This window comes from uncultured Clostridium sp., from assembly GCF_947036855.1.
In the GTDB taxonomy this organism is placed as follows: Bacteria; Bacillota; Clostridia; order Clostridiales; family Clostridiaceae; genus Sarcina.
This window is the reverse complement of the sequence record NZ_CAMQRY010000056.1, coordinates 1-16,031: the sequence shown is the minus strand read 5'-3', so window position 1 is coordinate 16,031 and position 16,031 is coordinate 1. Positions and strand designations below refer to the sequence as shown.

Sequence of the window (16,031 nt, the reverse complement as noted above, 5' to 3'; positions counted from 1 at the left end):
GAAGGCTCTGGAGAAGTGTGGCTTGTACCAACAAAAAGAATTTATGATGATATAAGAAATAGTATAGAGAGTGAGGAGTAGGTATCATGTATTTTGCTACTTCACTTTTTATTTAAAATGCTTTATTATGATAAAGTAATGGATTATTAAATGACGTTGGTATTAGATGAAAGGGAGAGAGTTATGAGTGAGTTTACATCTAAATTAAAATCAGATGAGTTAGATTACTTATTTGATGCTATATTAGCACTTGAAACACAAGAGGAATGTTATAGATTTTTTGATGATATTTCTACAATCACAGAGATAAAGGCTTTATCACAGCGATTACAGGTTGCAAAAATGCTAAAAGAGAAAAAAACTTATATAGAAATAGCAGAAATTACAGGTGCATCAACAGCAACTATAAGTAGAGTTAATAGGGCTTTAACATATGGTAGCGATGGATATAATAAAATTTTAGATAGAATAGATATAAAGGAAGCAAAGTAATTGCTTCTTTTTTTTGTAAAAATTTTGAGTTGAGTTTATAATAGAATAGAAAAGTTTTTTTGTTTTTTAAAATAAGATTAAACCTAATATTATTGTTTTAATGCAAGATGTATTAAAAGAGTAATATTTACAATAAATATAAAGCTGTTTAGTGGCTAGAAGAGGTGAGAAAGATTAGCATACTTATTATAGATAATGAAGTTAAGATGTCTGATATATTAGAAAAATATCTTTTAAAAGAAGATTTTAATGTTTTTAAAACAGATAATGAAGAAGATGGATTAACAGTACTAAATGAGAATAAAATTAGTCTAATAATATTAGACTCAGTGTTAACTAATTCAAGTGGGATAGAATTTTGTAAACAGATAAGGGAAACTTGTGATGTACCAATAGTAATGATTTCAACTAAGGATGATGCAGAGGATAGACTTGCTGGGTTTGAGGTTGGAGTAGATGATTACATAGTAAAACCATTTTGTACTAAAGAGGTAGTTGCAAGGGTTAAAGCAATTCTAAAAAGAACTGAAAAGTGTTCTGAAAAAGAAGTTTTAAGTTTTAATAATGAAGAACTTGTAATAAAAACTAAAAGTCATGAGGTGTTTATAGCCAGTGAAGTAGTTACTTTAACTGCAACAGAGTATAGAATACTTTTAAGTCTTGCTAAGAATCCAAAGAGGGTTTACAGCAGAGAGCAGTTACTTCTTTTAGCACTTGGTGATGAAAATGAAAGTTATGATAGAGTGATAGATACTCATGTGAAAAATCTTAGAAGTAAGATAGAACTAGATAGTAAAAATCCTAAATTTGTAGTTACCGTATATGGGGTTGGATATAGATTTGAGGGAAGAAGAGATTAAGTATATTTTGTAGAAGGAAAGGTGTAGTTTTTATAAAACTACACCTTGAATTTTATTCTTTTAACATACCAGAAACCATTGTTGTAATACTTGAACTATTAAATGTTGGCATTAGATAATCTGGCTTTATTTGTTTTATTATAGGCATAATAGGTTCATCTATATACCTAGAATCAAGTATAATAACCTCGGCAAATATATCTGTAAATAACCATTCCATTGCAGAAACAAAAGAATCTCTAAGTATAACAATTTTTTTATCAGTAAGTGACTTAGAATTTTTTATATGTCTATAAGGAACTCCATGTGCGTATATACCTGTATAAGTTAAATTTTTAGATTCAAGTTCAGATGCATAAACATCTTCAGGTTTTAAATCTATAAGTCCGGTATCATCTTTATATATAGTTATTTTAAGGTCTTTATTATGATTTTTATTATATACAAAGTGAATATCCTCAAGTCTTGAGAATAAATAATATAGGTTCATGTTTCTACTACCATTAAAACTTTTATCTTCTAAAAGTATTTTCTTGTAATCATCTAAAGGTAGTTCTACTGAAAGGTCATGATTTTCATTTAAAAAATCTATGATATATTTAAAGCCTTCAAACCCACCAGACATATTCCAGTGATGGTCTGTTTTAAAGTAAAAATCAGAAAGTTCATCCTTAGAAAAAGTATCTTTAAAATATTTATCAAGATTTATAAATGAAACATTATCACTATCTAAATTATCAGCATAAACATCTAATGATACATCTGTTTTAGTATTTAGATAATCCATATCAGAAACTTTAAATTGTAGAATATTTGAATGACTAGGAGTAGATGTTAGAATAAGTTTAGTTCCATCTTTTTTTAGTTCTTCACCAAGTAGATTAAGTTTTTGTGATTGAGTTTTTATATGTTCATCATTAAGTTTATATATATCTTTTATAAGAAAACCATCTTCTGTTATATTAGTACCATCAATTCTGCTTTTTGCAGAAGCAAGTTGTTTCTTCTTATCATTTTTAATAAATAAATCTCTTTGTATAAACTGGTCAGAATAATACTCTTCAAATTTTGAAGTAAACTCTTTAAAATCACCACTAATTTCTGAAAGTTGCATCAAATTTCTATTCTCAAAAGTACTAGATTTTGAGTCAGGCATTATAAGATTAACAACTGTAATTAAAAATGTTAAAGCTAGAAATGGTGTGATTACAAGTAAGTTTTGCTTTTTATTCATTTAATACCCCTCCTTAAAATCTAAAGTATAAGAAAGGATTGTATGATGAAACAAGCAATCTTTCTATAACAGTTAAAGTCATAATTGCTAAAGATAATCCATGGAATGCATGATAATAATCTTTAGTTATGATATTTGGTTTAAGAGTTTTAATTTTATTTATAGTATATGGAACAATTGGAGTTGCAAGTATAATTCCAAGTATTAAAACTTCAAAGAAATCTTTAAAGATGATGGCTGTATCAAGATTTGTAAGTACTCCAAGATTTCCACCAAACATAGTTTGAAGATAATTTATACTTAGTTCAAAATTATCAGCTCTAAAGAATACCCATCCTATAATAACTACGAAAAGTAGATATATATGCCTTGTAAACTTTGGTAATTTATTAAGTAGTTTTAAAATAAACACTTTTTCTAGTGTTATAAATAATCCAAAGTAAAGCCCCCAAGCTATAAATGTCCAACTTGCACCATGCCAAAGTCCAGTTAAAAACCAAACAATAAATATGTTACGGTAGAATTTAGCTTTACTAACTTTATTTCCACCAAGTGGAATGTATACATAATCTCTAAAGAAACTTCCAAGTGACATATGCCATCTTCTCCAAAATTCTGAAACAGATGTTGAAATATACGGATAGTTAAAGTTCTCAAGGAAGTTGAATCCAAACATTTTTCCAAGTCCTATTGCCATATCAGAGTATCCAGCAAAATCAAAGAAAATTTGAAGTGAAAATGCTATAATACCAATCCAAGAACCAAAAACAGTTAAATTTGCAATATCTATATTGAAAAATTTATCTGATAAAAGTCCGAGGTTATTAGCCAGAATTACTTTTTTAGCAAGTCCAATAACAAATCTATGTACTCCATAGCTAAAATCATTTAAAGTTGTTGTTCTATCATCAATTTCATCAGCAACTGTTTGATACCTAACGATAGGGCCAGCAACAAGTTGTGGAAATAGACTTATATATAAAGCAAGGTTGAAAATGTTTTTTTGAACCTTTGCATCATTTCTAAAAACATCAACAGTATAGCTCATGGCTTGGAATGTAAAAAATGATATTCCAAGTGGAAGGCTAATTTCTGGAACGGTTAAATTAGAACTGAAAAGTATATTTATATTTGTAATTAAGAAAACTAAATATTTAAAAAATACAAGAATAAGTAGATTTGAAGCTACTGAAGATATTAATAAATATTTTTTTGTTTTTATATTCTCATATTTGGAAATTAAAATACCAAATATATAATTAAGTGTGATAGAACCAAGCATTATTAAAACATAAGTAGGTTCTCCAAATGCATAGAAAAATAAACTGAAAATTAGTAAAATACAATTTTTGAATTTTTTTGGTGCTAAAAAATAGATTACAAGAACTGCTGGTAGAAAAGCAAATAAAAAAGTTAAACTACTAAAAATCAAAAAAATCCCCCCTTTTTTATAAATTAACGTTTAAAGTTTACATAAAAAACATTAACTGGTAAAAAAGATAGGGTAAATAAGATGTGAATAAGGAAAATCCTCCTAAGAAATTCTTAGGAGGATAATATATTATTATTTAATTTCGTCTATTTGTTTTTTAACTTGGAATAGCTCATCTTGAACTACTTTAAGTTTAGATTTATTGGCAGCAACTCTTGTTTGAATATCTTCAATTATTTCTTGGAACTTTCCAATTCTTTCTTCAGTATTTTCACCTCTTACAGAGAATAATCTATTTTTAAACTCTTCAAGTTTATCAGTGTCAGCACTTATGAAACCTTTAAGTTTAACTATAAAATCTTCTTTGTTTTTAGCAAGTGTAGAAAGGAAATCAAGTTGCTTATCATTTCTAGCATTTTTAACTCCATCAAAATACTCTTGTCTTAAAGCATAGAAACCATCACGAACCTCTTTAAATTGATTAATTAGAATTTGATTGTTATCATTTCCACAATATCCAACTTTAAAGAAGTCTTCGCTTATTTGCTTAATAATTTCAGAAGCATTCTTCCAGTTTTCATTTACATATAAGTCTTTAATATTTTGTATGAATTCTTTTCTTTTTTCTGTATTTACTACATAGTTAGCTTTCATTTCATCAAAGAAAACTTGTCTAGCTTTAAAGAAGTTTTCTTTAGATTCTTTATAAGCAGCAGAAATTTCATCATTACCTTCTTTACCAGAGAAACCTATAGTTTTAAATTCTTCTGTAAGTTCATTAAACTTAACAGTTCCTTCTTTCCAGTTAGGACAGTTAACAAGGTCTGTAAGTTCTGCAAGAATTTCTTTTTTTCTATCTCTTTTAGTAGAGTAAGTTTCTTTTAAAATCTCAACAGCAGCTTTTCTATCTTCTCTTAAAGCAGATTTAATTTCATTAAACTGATCATATAATTTTTGTTGCTTATCTCCAGCAAATTTAATTTCAAAGAAGTTTTCAGTTAATTTATTTATACGTTCATCAGTTGCTTTTATAGCATCAGGTACATATTTTATACTTAGAAGTTCAGCAATTAACTCTTCTTTTTTATCAGCATTAGCAAGGAATCTTTCACCAGCTCTATCATAATAATCTTGTCTTTTATCATAATAAGTTTTTCTTGCTATATTTAGTTCATCATTAAGTTTTGTAAGTTCATCTTTATCTGTACAAGATATATTTTTGAAATTCTCTAATAATTCATAAAACTTAGCATTTGCTTCTTTCCAGTTTTCAGAATTATTAGCAATAGTAATAATCTCTGTTATTATAGCTTTTCTTTTTTCAACACTTTCTTTATCAAACTCATTCAATTGATTTGCAAATGAATTATTTGATGATTGTTCCGAGTTTTGGTTATCTTTTATGTATCTTTTAAACTCTCTCATTTTCATTTTAAAAATCCCCTTTCGAATTACGCTTATACTACTATTCTAGTTGTCTAAAAAATGTATGTCCACTATAAAGTGATATTAATTGTAGTTTATTTAAAAATTTATTAGTTTACACAAAGATTATATGTAATTAGTCTTTAAATATAATGGGTTTTAGACAAATTTAATTGAAAATTAATAAATAAAAAGTGGTTGTGGGAGAATATACTAAGTTTTGACTTATTATCCTTATAATTGACAAGAAATAAGTAATGAGTTATATTTCTAGTTGTTGAAAGATTTTTGAATAATTAAATGAGATTATAAGAAAAATACTATTGTATATAAAAAATAGTATATAGAAAAGAATTTAAGAGTAGAATAATAAAAAGAAGTATTAATAGAGGTGACAGAAATGGGAAGATTATTTGGTACAGATGGAGTAAGAGGAATAGCTAATACAGAGTTAACATCAGAACTTGCTTATGATTTAGGTAGAGCTGGTGCTTACATTTTAACAAAAGGAGCTCATAAAGCTAAGATATTAGTTGCAAAAGATACAAGAATATCAGGAGATATGCTTGAATCAGCTTTAGTTGCTGGTATTTTATCAGTAGGAGCTGAAGCAATTGTTATAGGTGTTATACCAACACCAGCAGTAGCACATTTAACAAGAGAATATGGAGCTGATGCAGGTGTTATGATTTCAGCATCACATAATCCAGTTGAATATAATGGGATTAAATTCTTTAATTCACAAGGATATAAATTATCGGATGACTTAGAGGATAGCATCCAAGAAGTTATAGAAAATGGCTTTAAAGGTGTTCCAAGTCCAATTGGAGCTGAAATTGGAAGAGAAACTAAAGATACTAGAGCAAATGATTTATATATTGAATATTCAAAGAGAATTGCAAGTAAGGGACTTGATGGTCTTAAAATAGCTTTAGATTGTGCAAATGGAGCAGCATATTCAGTTGCAGAAAAAGCATTTGAAGAACTTGGTGCAGAAGTTTGTATTATTCATAACACTCCAGATGGAATAAACATAAATGAAAAGTGTGGTTCTACACACCCAGAAGATTTAATGAAATTCGTTAAAGAAAATAATTGTAATGCAGGATTTGCATTTGATGGTGATTCAGATAGATGTTTAGCAGTTGATGAAAATGGAAACTTCGTAGATGGAGATTTCTTAATGATGATAACAGCTAAATACTTAAAAGATATCGGACAACTTAAAGATAATACTTTAGTTGTAACAGTTATGAGTAATTTAGGTCTTATGCTTGCATGTAAAGAGCATGGAATTCATGCTGAAATAACAGGTGTTGGAGATAGATATGTTCTTGAAAACATGGTTAAAAATGAATATATGCTTGGTGGAGAACAATCAGGTCATATAATATTACTTAATCATAATAGTACTGGAGATGGACTTGCAACAGCACTTCAAATATCTACAATACTTAAAGAAACAGGAAAAACTTTATCAGAACTTTCAAAAGTTATGAGAGTTTTACCACAAGTTTTAGTTAATGCAAAAGTACCTAATGAGAAGAAAAATATCCATGAGGTTGATGCACAAATTAAATCTGAGATTGTTAAAATAGAAGAATTATTAGAGGGTAAAGGAAGGGTTCTTATAAGACCTTCTGGTACAGAGCCACTTGTAAGAGTTATGCTTGAGGGTGAAAATCAACAAGAAATTGATAAACTTGCACATGATCTTGCAAAATTAATAGAAGAAAAAGTTAAATAATATAGTAATAAGCAGTAGGATTTACCTACTGCTTATTTTTATATATATAGATTGTTTAATTTTTTAGCAAGGGTTTTCAAGTGGACCATAACAATCACCGTCAAGTTTTAAAAGAATATAGCTTAACTCTTCTATATGTTCTTTTTCATCATTTGTAATTTCAGTTATTATTTTTATAGCATCTTTATTATCTATTTGACTTAAAATATCTTCGTAGGCAATAATAGCTTCAAGTTCTGATTTTATATCAAGTCTAATTTTTATCAGAAGTGAAGACATACTAATTTTTTTCTTACTAGAGAGTTCGTTTAATTTTTTGCATTTAATAGATATATGCTTTGGAACTTCAATGGACATATCATATTGAATATGGTCACATTTTCTAGTTAAATCAAGTAACATACCATAGTGTCTTTTTTCATCCTCCATAATATGCTCAAAGATATTTTTTACTTCAGGGATTGGACAATAGCCAATATGTTCTTGGTAATCATTTATTGCAACAAGTTCACCTATCATTGCCTCTCTTAAAAAATTAGGTAAATTAACTGCTTTTCCTTGTGGTTGTCTATCGGTTGTATAACTCATAGTAACTCCTTTAATATAATTCAGTTAAAATATAATATGAATTATATTTATTTATGTTAAAATTTTTTTTGATATACAAATAAAGTGCAAATTATGGTAAAATTGTATTAAATATCAATCGAGTATATGAGGGGTAAATTATTATGGATAGAAAAAAGTATTTTCTGAAAAGAATATCGATTATAGGACTTTTAACATTAGGATTAGTAGTAGGTTCAATGAACCTAGTTTATAAATATACTGAAAATGAAATACATGTATTTGTAGATGAGATACAAGATGATATAGAGCAAATAGAAGAAAATAGTGATAAGTACACTAATGATAAAGAAATATCGACAGCTATATTAAGCAAAATAGAACAAGATATTGATGTATCTGTAAATAAGATTATATTTGGGAGTGCGGGTGTTTTTTGTGTAGCTGCAATAATGTTTGCTTATTTATTCCTTAGAGTTTTTAGTTATAAAATGATGGCTAAAATTAGAGTTATAGAAAGTGATTTAAAAGGGTTATTTATTGATGAAGATAATAGAGGGATGTTGGATACATCTACAAAACTTGAGCAAAATATAGATGGAATAATAGTATCTATAAATGAGTATAAAGAAAAACTTAATTACTCTACTAAATATGATGAACTAACAGGACTTATGAATAGGTCAACATTTATAACTGAATTAGATAAGGAAATTGAAAGAGGTACAAAGGAAGATATGATTCTTATTTGTATAAATATAGATGGCTTTTCTTATTATAATAATAATTTTGGTTATCATAAAGGTGATGAGATTTTAAATCTTGTTGCATCAACAATTACTAGATATATAGAAATAGATAGTATTATAGCTAGAATTGGTGGAGATGAATTTGCAGTAGTTTTAAAAAGTGATGAGATAAATGATACAAATATTGCTTCATATGTTGAAGGTTTATTAATTGAGATAAATTCAATTGAAAACACAGGGGTTGGAGGATTTATTTCTGTAAGTATGGGTATTTGCACTAAAAGTTCAAAAGAAAGTACAGCAGCAGCAATGATGAATAATGCATATCTTGCTATGACTACAATTAAAGAAAGACAGAAGAATAGCTTTGAGTTCTTTACATGTAAAAATAAAAAAGATATAACACTTGATATGATTGAAAGGGCTTTAAAAAGAGGGGATATACAATTACATTACCAGCCAAAGGTTAATCTTAAAACAAATAAGATTGATGGAGTTGAAGCTCTTGTTAGATGGTTTGATGATGAACATGGTTATATATCACCATTTTCATTTATTAAAATTGCTGAAGATACAGGCTATATAATAACACTTGGAGAGTGGATTTTAAATAAAGCAGTTAATGATATCAATGAATTAAATAAAGAACTTGGAACAGATATTTCAGTAGCAGTAAATGTTTCACCTATACAGTTTTTACAAAAGAGCTTTCTTGAAAAAGTTAAAAATGCGATTAATAATTCAGGGATAGACCCTAGAAATTTAGAACTTGAATTAACAGAAAGTATCGGGCTTTTCAATTCACATGATGTTGTTAAAAAGTTTGAAGATATAAGTAGTCTAGGAGTTTCAATTGCTATTGATGATTTTGGAACAGGATATAGTTCTATAAAGTATTTAAAAGAGTTTAAGATAAACACTATAAAAATAGATAGAAGTTTTATAATGCAAGGTGAGAAAAATAGAAGTATAGTTAGATATATAATTGATGTTTCTAAAACACTTGGGTTTAGAGTTGTTGCAGAAGGTGTAGAAGATTATATGCAAGCAAGAATGCTTAAAGAGCTTGATTGTGATTATATTCAAGGATATTTCTTCTACAAACCAATGCCAGTTATTAGGCTTCGAGAATTTGTAAAAAGGTAGTGTGATAAAGTGAGTAAGGTAGAACTTAGAAAAAGTATGAGAGAAAAAAGAAAAAATATGGATAGTAATTTAAAAAGAAATTTAGATGAAATAATAAGAAATGTTTTTTTTGAAACTAAGGAGTACCCAAAAGCTAAAATTATATTTATTTATGTTAGTATAGGTGAAGAATTTAATACAATTGAAATAATTAAAAGGATTTTAGCTGATGGAAAAAGAGTATGTGTACCTAAAGTTTTTAGCAAAACAAAAATGGAAGCTATCGAAATAAAATCTTTAGATGATTTGAAAGAGTGTGGGTCTTATGGAATATTAGAGCCGAGTGTTGATGGAACTATTTTAAGTGAAGAAGTAGATTTAAGTATTGTACCAGGACTTGCTTTTGATAAAGATGGTAAAAGGCTTGGATATGGTGGAGGATATTATGATAGATTTTTTGAGAAATATCCAAATTCATTTAAAATATCTTTATGTTATGCTTATCAACTAGTAACAGATGTATATCATATGCCATACGATATAAGTATAGATATGATAATTTCTGAAAAAGAAATTAGTTATATTTAATTTCATGCAAAAATAACCATAAAATAGTTGCAATACCTAAATTTGTATAATACAATAAGTATATAAGAAAGAATTTAATATAGGTCTTTTATCAAGAAGGTGGAGGGACTGGCCCTGTGAAACCTAGCAACAGCTAACTACGTAAGTTAGAATTGTGCTAAATCCTGCGTGGAAATATAAAAGTTTTAAGAACTTATTTTCATGAAAGATAAAAGAGATTGTTTTTAAAATAGAAGTTAAAGCTATTTCAATCTCTTGTAGATTGAAGTAGCTTTTTTGCTATATAATTTATAAATTAGTATGTTGCTCTTGTATAAAAGTCACCTAATAAAAAAGGGGGGCTTTTTTTTATGAGTAGTTTTAGTAAAGGAACTATTTGTGTTCAAGGTGGATATCAGCCAAAGGTTGGTGAACCGAGAGTTTTACCAATATATCAAAGTACAACATTTAAGTATGAAGACCCAGACCATGTTGCAGACCTTTTTGATTTAAAAGTAGCAGGTCATTTATATTCAAGAATTAGTAATCCAACATTAGAGGGATTTGAAAGCAAATTTACACAACTTGAGGGTGGAGTTGGAGCAGTAGCTACTTCATCAGGTCAATCAGCAATTTTACTTGCGATACTTAATTTATGTTCTTGTGGAGATAATCTTATCTCAACTTCAAATTTATATGGAGGAACATATAACTTATTTAATATAAATCTTAGGAAGCTTGGTATTGAAACAAGGTTTGTAAGTCCAGAGGCTACAAAGGAAGAAATTTTAGAACTAGTTGATGAAAATACAAAACTTTTTTATGGTGAAATTATAGGAAACCCAAGTATAAATGTTTTAGATTTAGAAAAGTTTTCAGAAATTTCAAAAGTTTCAGGAGTTCCACTTATTGTTGATAATACAATAGCAACACCGTATTTATGTAGACCATTTGAGCATGGTGCAGCAATAGTTGTTCATTCAACTTCTAAATACTCTGATGGGCATGCAACTGCGATTGGTGGAATAATAGTTGATTCAGGAAATTTTAACTGGGATAATGGAAGATTTAAAGATTTAGTAGAGCCAGATCCAAGTTATCATGGGCTTAAATATGTAGAAACTTTTGGGAGTGCTGCATATATAACAAAGCTTCGTGTAACACTACTTAGAGATTATGGTTGCATAATGAGTCCACAAAATGCATTTTTAACAAATCTAGGACTTGAAACATTACATCTTAGAATGGAGAGGCATAGTAGTAATTCACTAGCACTTGCAAGATTCTTAGAAAAACATGAGAAAGTTAGTTGGGTTAGATATCCACTTCTTGAAACTCAGGAAGACTATGAAAGAGCTAAAAAACTTCTACCAAAAGGAGGATCAGGAATGCTTACTTTTGGAATAAAAGGAGGAGTTGAAGCTGCAAAAATATTTACTAAATCACTTGGATTAACAGCTTTAGTTGTTCATATAGGAGATGCTAGAACTTCAATTCTTCATCCTGCTAGTACAACTCATAGTCAGTTATCTGAGGAAGAACAGATAGCATCGGGAGTATCACCAGACCTTATAAGGATTTCTGTTGGTATAGAAGATGAACAGGATATTATAAATGATTTTAAACAAGCATTTGATAAGTTAGGATAGGTGATTAATTATGACGATATATCTTTCTAAGAAAATAAATGGGCTAGCACCACTTTCAAAAGAGTATGACATAGAAGTGCTAGATGATGAGGGCTGTTGTAGCATTAAAAAAGTAGGGGTGCTTAATTTAATGCCAACAAAATGTGAAACAGAAACACAGATTTTAAGACTTTTATGTGAGACAGGTGAAAATTTAAAGGTTGAATTTATAAGACTTGATAGTTATAAGCCTAAAAATATACCTTATGAATATTTAATGGAAAATTACAGAAGCTTTGATGAGGTTAAAGAAAATCTTGATATTCTTATAGTGACAGGGGCGCCACTTGAGAAAATGGATTTTGATGAAGTAGATTATATTACTGAACTTCGTGGAGTTTTAGATTATTCAAAATTAAATATTCAAAAATCTTTGTTTATATGTTGGGGAGCACAGGTTGCACTTAATCATTTTTATTCTATTAGAAAGGTACTTACTAAAGAAAAAATATTTGGTGTATTTTCACATGAGATTTTAAATGGGGATGAAATCTTATCTGGAATAGAGGGTGGATTTAGGGCGCCACACTCAAGACATACTGAATTATCAAAAGAAGATTTAAAAAATTGCAATAAGCTTAAGCTAATATCTGTAACAGAGGAAGGGCAAGAACATCTTTTAAGAGGCGAATTTAATGATTATTATATACTTGGTCATATAGAATATGATGAGGAAAGTCTTAAAAAAGAATATGTTAGAGATTTAAAAAAAGGCTTAGAAATAAATAAACCAAAGGGCTATTTTGTTAATGATAATATAGATGAAGGAATAAGATTTGATTGGAGAAAAGATGCAATTAAATTTTATAAAAACCTTATAAAATAAGAGTAATTAGTATTAAAATAAATGAAAAAAGAGTTATCTATAAATAGAATGCTATTATAGGTAGCTTTTTTGCTGTTTAAAGATATTCATAAATGACTTTGTAACTTATATGGAAGCAATTATTAATTGAAAGAGAATATCGATTGTGATATGATATTAATGTATTTTATGAAGTTTAATAAAGGGAGTTATTTTACTTATGACAAAGAAGATTAAAGATTTGGAACAAAAAAGATATGCCTTAAACATACTTTTATTCACAATAGTGTTTGGTATCATTGGTGGAGTTAAAAGTATAGTTGGAGACACATACAGAAGTTATTTAAGACTTAGTAATAAAGCAGCATCAGATGATTTATCAATGCTCATAGGATTTGCAATGTTAATATTAGTTATAGCACTACTTGCAGTTAAGTGGTTTGGTCACAGAAAAGTATTTATTGCTATTGCAATTTCTATGCTATTTGCATTTGTTTTAGCCATCTATTCACATGCATATTTTTCAATTGCATTATCATCAACACTTTTACATCTTGGAGATAAAGCTTTCGATATTATGATGGCACTTATTATTATGGCATATACTAATAAAGGTAATAGGATAGTTACTTTTACTAGAGTTATTATTATTAATGTTATAGTGGAATCAGTTGTTAGTATGTTTGATGGAAAGTTAGTTGTTTATAGATTTAAACAAATGCTTGGTATTTCATATGATAAAGCGGACAAGCTTACAGCACATGTTAGTAAACTTACACCAGAGCAGTTAGCTTATTATACACAGTCATATAAGCTAGTTCTTTGGATAGCTGTAGCAATGCTTGTTGTAGTTATAATACTTCTTGCTTTAATGAAAGAAAAGAAAGAAGATTATAGAGGCATTCAAGAATTGACAATTGAAAAAATTGAAAAAGTTAAATTTGATCCAGCTATATTTAAAAATAAATATATAGTATGTTGGGTAATTTATTCAGTTGCAATGGGAGTTGAATCAAACTTTATTACTCCAAATCTTGCAATCTATTTTAATAGAATTTTACACATAAGTAGGGGAACAACATCAACTATTCTTTCATTTAAAAGTTTAGGGATGCTAGTATTCTTACTTGCAACACCATTTGTAGTTAAGAAAATGGGTAATATTAAGTCATTTGCACTTCTTATATTCTTATCAGGACCTGTTATGATAGTTATGGGAATGGGAAATGTTTTTCTACCAGTAACAGCGGTAGTTATGGGAGCAGCAATTTTCTTAAGATATGGATTTACACATGCAGTTCACCCAGTTCAAGATTCTCTGCAACTACTTTTAGTTAAAAAAGAGAATAGACCAATATTTTTAGCGGTTATAACAGGAATAAATGCTGTTATATCAATAATAATTGGTTATATGGGAGCTAAAACATTATTTAGTACAGCTAGAGGATATCATATGTTATTCTTTGGATTCGCAGTGGTATTTATGCTTTGTGGAATTATGCTATATATTGTATTTGATAAGAGATTTAATAAGAATTTAGATTACTAGAATAAAAAGCTATTTTTAGAGTAAGAACAAAATTACTTTGAAGATAGCTTTTTTTTATGTATAATTATATAACTGGTCTAGTCAGGTTAGATATAGAAATAAGAGGTGTTTGAAGTATTTTAAGTACTATTAGTAATATTAAAGGCAATAGCTATGCCAAAGATTATCGATAATCAATTTAAAAATGTTAACGATTTCATATAGAGATAACATTATGAATAAAAAAATGACAATGTTAATTTTTATGCAAATAAAATAAATGGATTAGAGAAAAATAAGGGATTAATTATACTAATTTACAAAAAAAACTAGTTTGTAGTAGGGGATTATATAAATTAGTATAAGAACATAAAGAGAAACAAAGGAGGTGCCAAGGATGTTAAAAATAATACTAGCATCACATGGAAAATTTTCAGAAGCTTTATACAAATCAGGTTCTATGATAATAGGAGAACAGGATTATGTTAGAACAGTAACATTTATGCCAGGAGAAGGATTAGATGATCTTTTGCGAAAGTATGAAAACGTTGTAAATGAATTAGGGAAAGATAATGAAATATTATTTTTAGTTGATTTATTTGGAGGAAGTCCATTTAATGCAGCAAGTACAATAGTAATTGCAAATGATAAGTATGAGTTAGTTACAGGGATGAATCTACCAATGTATTTAGAACTTGTAGGAAATGGCGAAGATATATCATTAGAAGATGCTAAACAAATAGCAACTAATAGTGGTAAAGAAGGAATAATTAATTTTGAAAAAAATATAGAAGATGATGAAGAGGAGGAATTTTAAAATGCATTTAAATTTAGTAAGAATTGACGATAGATTAATACATGGACAAGTTGCTACAGTTTGGTCAAAGGAATCAAAGTGTAACAGAATAATAATAGTATCAGATGAGGTTGTAAAGGATGAACTTAGAAAAACTATGCTTAAACAGGTAGCCCCTCCAGGTATTAAATCACATGTTGTTTCAGTTAAGAAAATGATAGAGATATATAAAGATCCAAGATTTAATGAGTTTAAAGTGTTAGCTTTATTCACAAATCCAACAGAAGCATTAAGAGTTATACAAGGTGGAGTGGGGATTAAAAGTATAAATATAGGTGGAATGAGTTTCCAAAAAGGAAAGACACAAATTACATCAGCAGTTTCAGTTGATGAAGATGATATAAAAGCTTTTAGAGAATTAGACAAACTCGGGATAGAACTTGAGATTAGAAAAATTGCTAAAGATTCAAAAATTAATTTGATGACAAAAATTTAACTGTTAAGTCCTTAGAAATAAAAGGAGGTTAGTTAAAATGACTATTACACAAATCGTTTTAGTTGCAATATTTGCCGCAATTTGTGGTGCGAGTTCCATTATAGATCAATTTGAAATTTATCAACCTTTAGTAGCATGTACTGTTATGGGCTTAATTTTAGGTGATGTTACTCTTGGGGTTATGCTAGGTGCACAGCTTCAAGTTATAGTTATTGGTTGGATGAATATTGGAGCTGCTGTAGCGCCAGATCCAGCGTTAGCATCTTTAATAGCTAGTATATTAGTAGTATATTATAAAGAACCAATTGCAGTTGGTTTTGCAATAGCTATACCACTTGCAGTCGCTGGACAAATGATTGGGATATTTGCGAGAACTTTATCCGTAGGTTTTCAACATTTAGCAGATTCATATGCTAATAAGGGTAATCTTTGGGGAATAGATTTCTGCAACTGGGCAGCATTAACATTACAAATGCTAAGAGTTGTTATTCCAGTTCTAGTTGTTGCATTAGTAAGTGCT

Annotated in this window: 15 protein-coding genes and 1 riboswitch; of the genes, 11 read left to right on the top strand and 4 right to left on the bottom strand. The window is 28.4% G+C overall.

All coding sequences use genetic code 11. The annotated features are described in order from the left end of the window. The first annotated feature begins 183 nt into the window (after positions 1–183). Both Q0V15_RS07405 and Q0V15_RS07400 read left to right on the top strand, forming a co-directional pair. Positions 184–492 carry a YerC/YecD family TrpR-related protein gene (locus tag Q0V15_RS07405; protein ID WP_297437535.1) on the top strand — a complete coding sequence of 103 codons (309 nt, stop codon included), beginning with the start codon at positions 184–186 and terminating at the stop codon, positions 490–492. 164 nt (positions 493–656) lie between these two features. After that, the gene (locus Q0V15_RS07400; protein ID WP_297437533.1) at positions 657–1,352 is read left to right on the top strand and encodes a response regulator transcription factor; all 696 of its coding nucleotides are present in this window, start codon (positions 657–659) and stop codon (positions 1,350–1,352) included. A 52-nt stretch (positions 1,353–1,404) separates the two neighbouring features. Here Q0V15_RS07400 and Q0V15_RS07395 read toward each other — a convergent pair whose 3' ends face one another. From Q0V15_RS07395 to Q0V15_RS07385, 3 genes are all read right to left on the bottom strand, one after another. Then, a complete protein-coding gene (locus Q0V15_RS07395; protein ID WP_297437531.1) occupies positions 1,405–2,586 on the bottom strand; it encodes an alginate O-acetyltransferase AlgX-related protein in 1,182 nt (393 codons plus the stop codon). A gap of 13 nt (positions 2,587–2,599) precedes the next feature. After that, the gene (locus tag Q0V15_RS07390; protein WP_297437529.1) at positions 2,600–4,018 is read right to left on the bottom strand and encodes an MBOAT family protein; all 1,419 of its coding nucleotides are present in this window, start codon (positions 4,016–4,018) and stop codon (positions 2,600–2,602) included. Positions 4,019–4,150: 132 nt separating this feature from the next. Continuing rightward, positions 4,151–5,449 (bottom strand): DUF349 domain-containing protein, encoded by a 1,299-nt coding sequence (locus Q0V15_RS07385; protein WP_297437527.1) that lies wholly within the window; start codon positions 5,447–5,449, stop codon positions 4,151–4,153. A gap of 394 nt (positions 5,450–5,843) precedes the next feature. On the opposite strand from Q0V15_RS07385, the gene glmM reads away from it, so the two are divergent. Beyond that, positions 5,844–7,190: a phosphoglucosamine mutase gene (gene glmM / locus Q0V15_RS07380; RefSeq protein WP_297437525.1), complete on the top strand. Its 1,347-nt coding sequence runs from the start codon at positions 5,844–5,846 to the stop codon at positions 7,188–7,190. Between the two features lie 63 nt (positions 7,191–7,253). Here the strand turns inward: glmM and Q0V15_RS07375 are convergent, their stop codons facing one another. Beyond that, positions 7,254–7,778, bottom strand: coding sequence for a ferritin-like domain-containing protein (locus Q0V15_RS07375; protein ID WP_297437523.1), 525 nt, complete (start codon positions 7,776–7,778; stop codon positions 7,254–7,256). Positions 7,779–7,921: 143 nt separating this feature from the next. On the opposite strand from Q0V15_RS07375, the gene Q0V15_RS07370 reads away from it, so the two are divergent. The 8 genes from Q0V15_RS07370 to Q0V15_RS07335 all read left to right on the top strand — a co-directional run. Continuing rightward, positions 7,922–9,652 carry a bifunctional diguanylate cyclase/phosphodiesterase gene (locus tag Q0V15_RS07370; protein ID WP_297437521.1) on the top strand — a complete coding sequence of 577 codons (1,731 nt, stop codon included), beginning with the start codon at positions 7,922–7,924 and terminating at the stop codon, positions 9,650–9,652. Between the two features lie 9 nt (positions 9,653–9,661). After that, positions 9,662–10,219, top strand: coding sequence for a 5-formyltetrahydrofolate cyclo-ligase (locus Q0V15_RS07365; protein WP_297437519.1), 558 nt, complete (start codon positions 9,662–9,664; stop codon positions 10,217–10,219). A gap of 85 nt (positions 10,220–10,304) precedes the next feature. After that, positions 10,305–10,434: riboswitch (SAM riboswitch) on the top strand. 135 nt (positions 10,435–10,569) lie between these two features. Next, on the top strand, positions 10,570–11,847 hold the full coding sequence (locus Q0V15_RS07360; protein ID WP_297437517.1) for an O-acetylhomoserine aminocarboxypropyltransferase/cysteine synthase family protein: 1,278 nt from the start codon (positions 10,570–10,572) through the stop codon (positions 11,845–11,847). Between the two features lie 10 nt (positions 11,848–11,857). Beyond that, on the top strand, positions 11,858–12,712 hold the full coding sequence (locus Q0V15_RS07355; RefSeq protein ID WP_297437515.1) for a homoserine O-succinyltransferase: 855 nt from the start codon (positions 11,858–11,860) through the stop codon (positions 12,710–12,712). 199 nt (positions 12,713–12,911) lie between these two features. Beyond that, entirely contained in the window at positions 12,912–14,240 is a 1,329-nt protein-coding gene (locus tag Q0V15_RS07350; RefSeq protein WP_297437513.1) for an MFS transporter, read from the top strand. Between the two features lie 376 nt (positions 14,241–14,616). Beyond that, positions 14,617–15,036 carry a PTS sugar transporter subunit IIA gene (locus Q0V15_RS07345; protein WP_297437511.1) on the top strand — a complete coding sequence of 140 codons (420 nt, stop codon included), beginning with the start codon at positions 14,617–14,619 and terminating at the stop codon, positions 15,034–15,036. Between the two features lies 1 nt (position 15,037). Continuing rightward, positions 15,038–15,511: a mannose/fructose/sorbose PTS transporter subunit IIB gene (locus Q0V15_RS07340; protein WP_297437509.1), complete on the top strand. Its 474-nt coding sequence runs from the start codon at positions 15,038–15,040 to the stop codon at positions 15,509–15,511. A gap of 37 nt (positions 15,512–15,548) precedes the next feature. Then, positions 15,549–16,031 (top strand): PTS sugar transporter subunit IIC (locus tag Q0V15_RS07335; protein WP_297437507.1); only part of this gene is annotated, 483 nt, incomplete at its 3' end.

Coding starts and splice junctions, on each gene's coding strand:
- Q0V15_RS07405 (WP_297437535.1), top strand. CDS start 184: ATGAGTGAGTTTACATCTAAATTAAAATCAGATGAGTTAGATTACTTA.
- Q0V15_RS07395 (WP_297437531.1), bottom strand. CDS start 2,586: ATGAATAAAAAGCAAAACTTACTTGTAATCACACCATTTCTAGCTTTA.
- Q0V15_RS07385 (WP_297437527.1), bottom strand. CDS start 5,449: ATGAAAATGAGAGAGTTTAAAAGATACATAAAAGATAACCAAAACTCG.
- glmM (WP_297437525.1), top strand. CDS start 5,844: ATGGGAAGATTATTTGGTACAGATGGAGTAAGAGGAATAGCTAATACA.
- Q0V15_RS07375 (WP_297437523.1), bottom strand. CDS start 7,778: ATGAGTTATACAACCGATAGACAACCACAAGGAAAAGCAGTTAATTTA.
- Q0V15_RS07370 (WP_297437521.1), top strand. CDS start 7,922: ATGGATAGAAAAAAGTATTTTCTGAAAAGAATATCGATTATAGGACTT.
- Q0V15_RS07360 (WP_297437517.1), top strand. CDS start 10,570: ATGAGTAGTTTTAGTAAAGGAACTATTTGTGTTCAAGGTGGATATCAG.
- Q0V15_RS07355 (WP_297437515.1), top strand. CDS start 11,858: ATGACGATATATCTTTCTAAGAAAATAAATGGGCTAGCACCACTTTCA.
- Q0V15_RS07350 (WP_297437513.1), top strand. CDS start 12,912: ATGACAAAGAAGATTAAAGATTTGGAACAAAAAAGATATGCCTTAAAC.
- Q0V15_RS07345 (WP_297437511.1), top strand. CDS start 14,617: ATGTTAAAAATAATACTAGCATCACATGGAAAATTTTCAGAAGCTTTA.
- Q0V15_RS07340 (WP_297437509.1), top strand. CDS start 15,038: ATGCATTTAAATTTAGTAAGAATTGACGATAGATTAATACATGGACAA.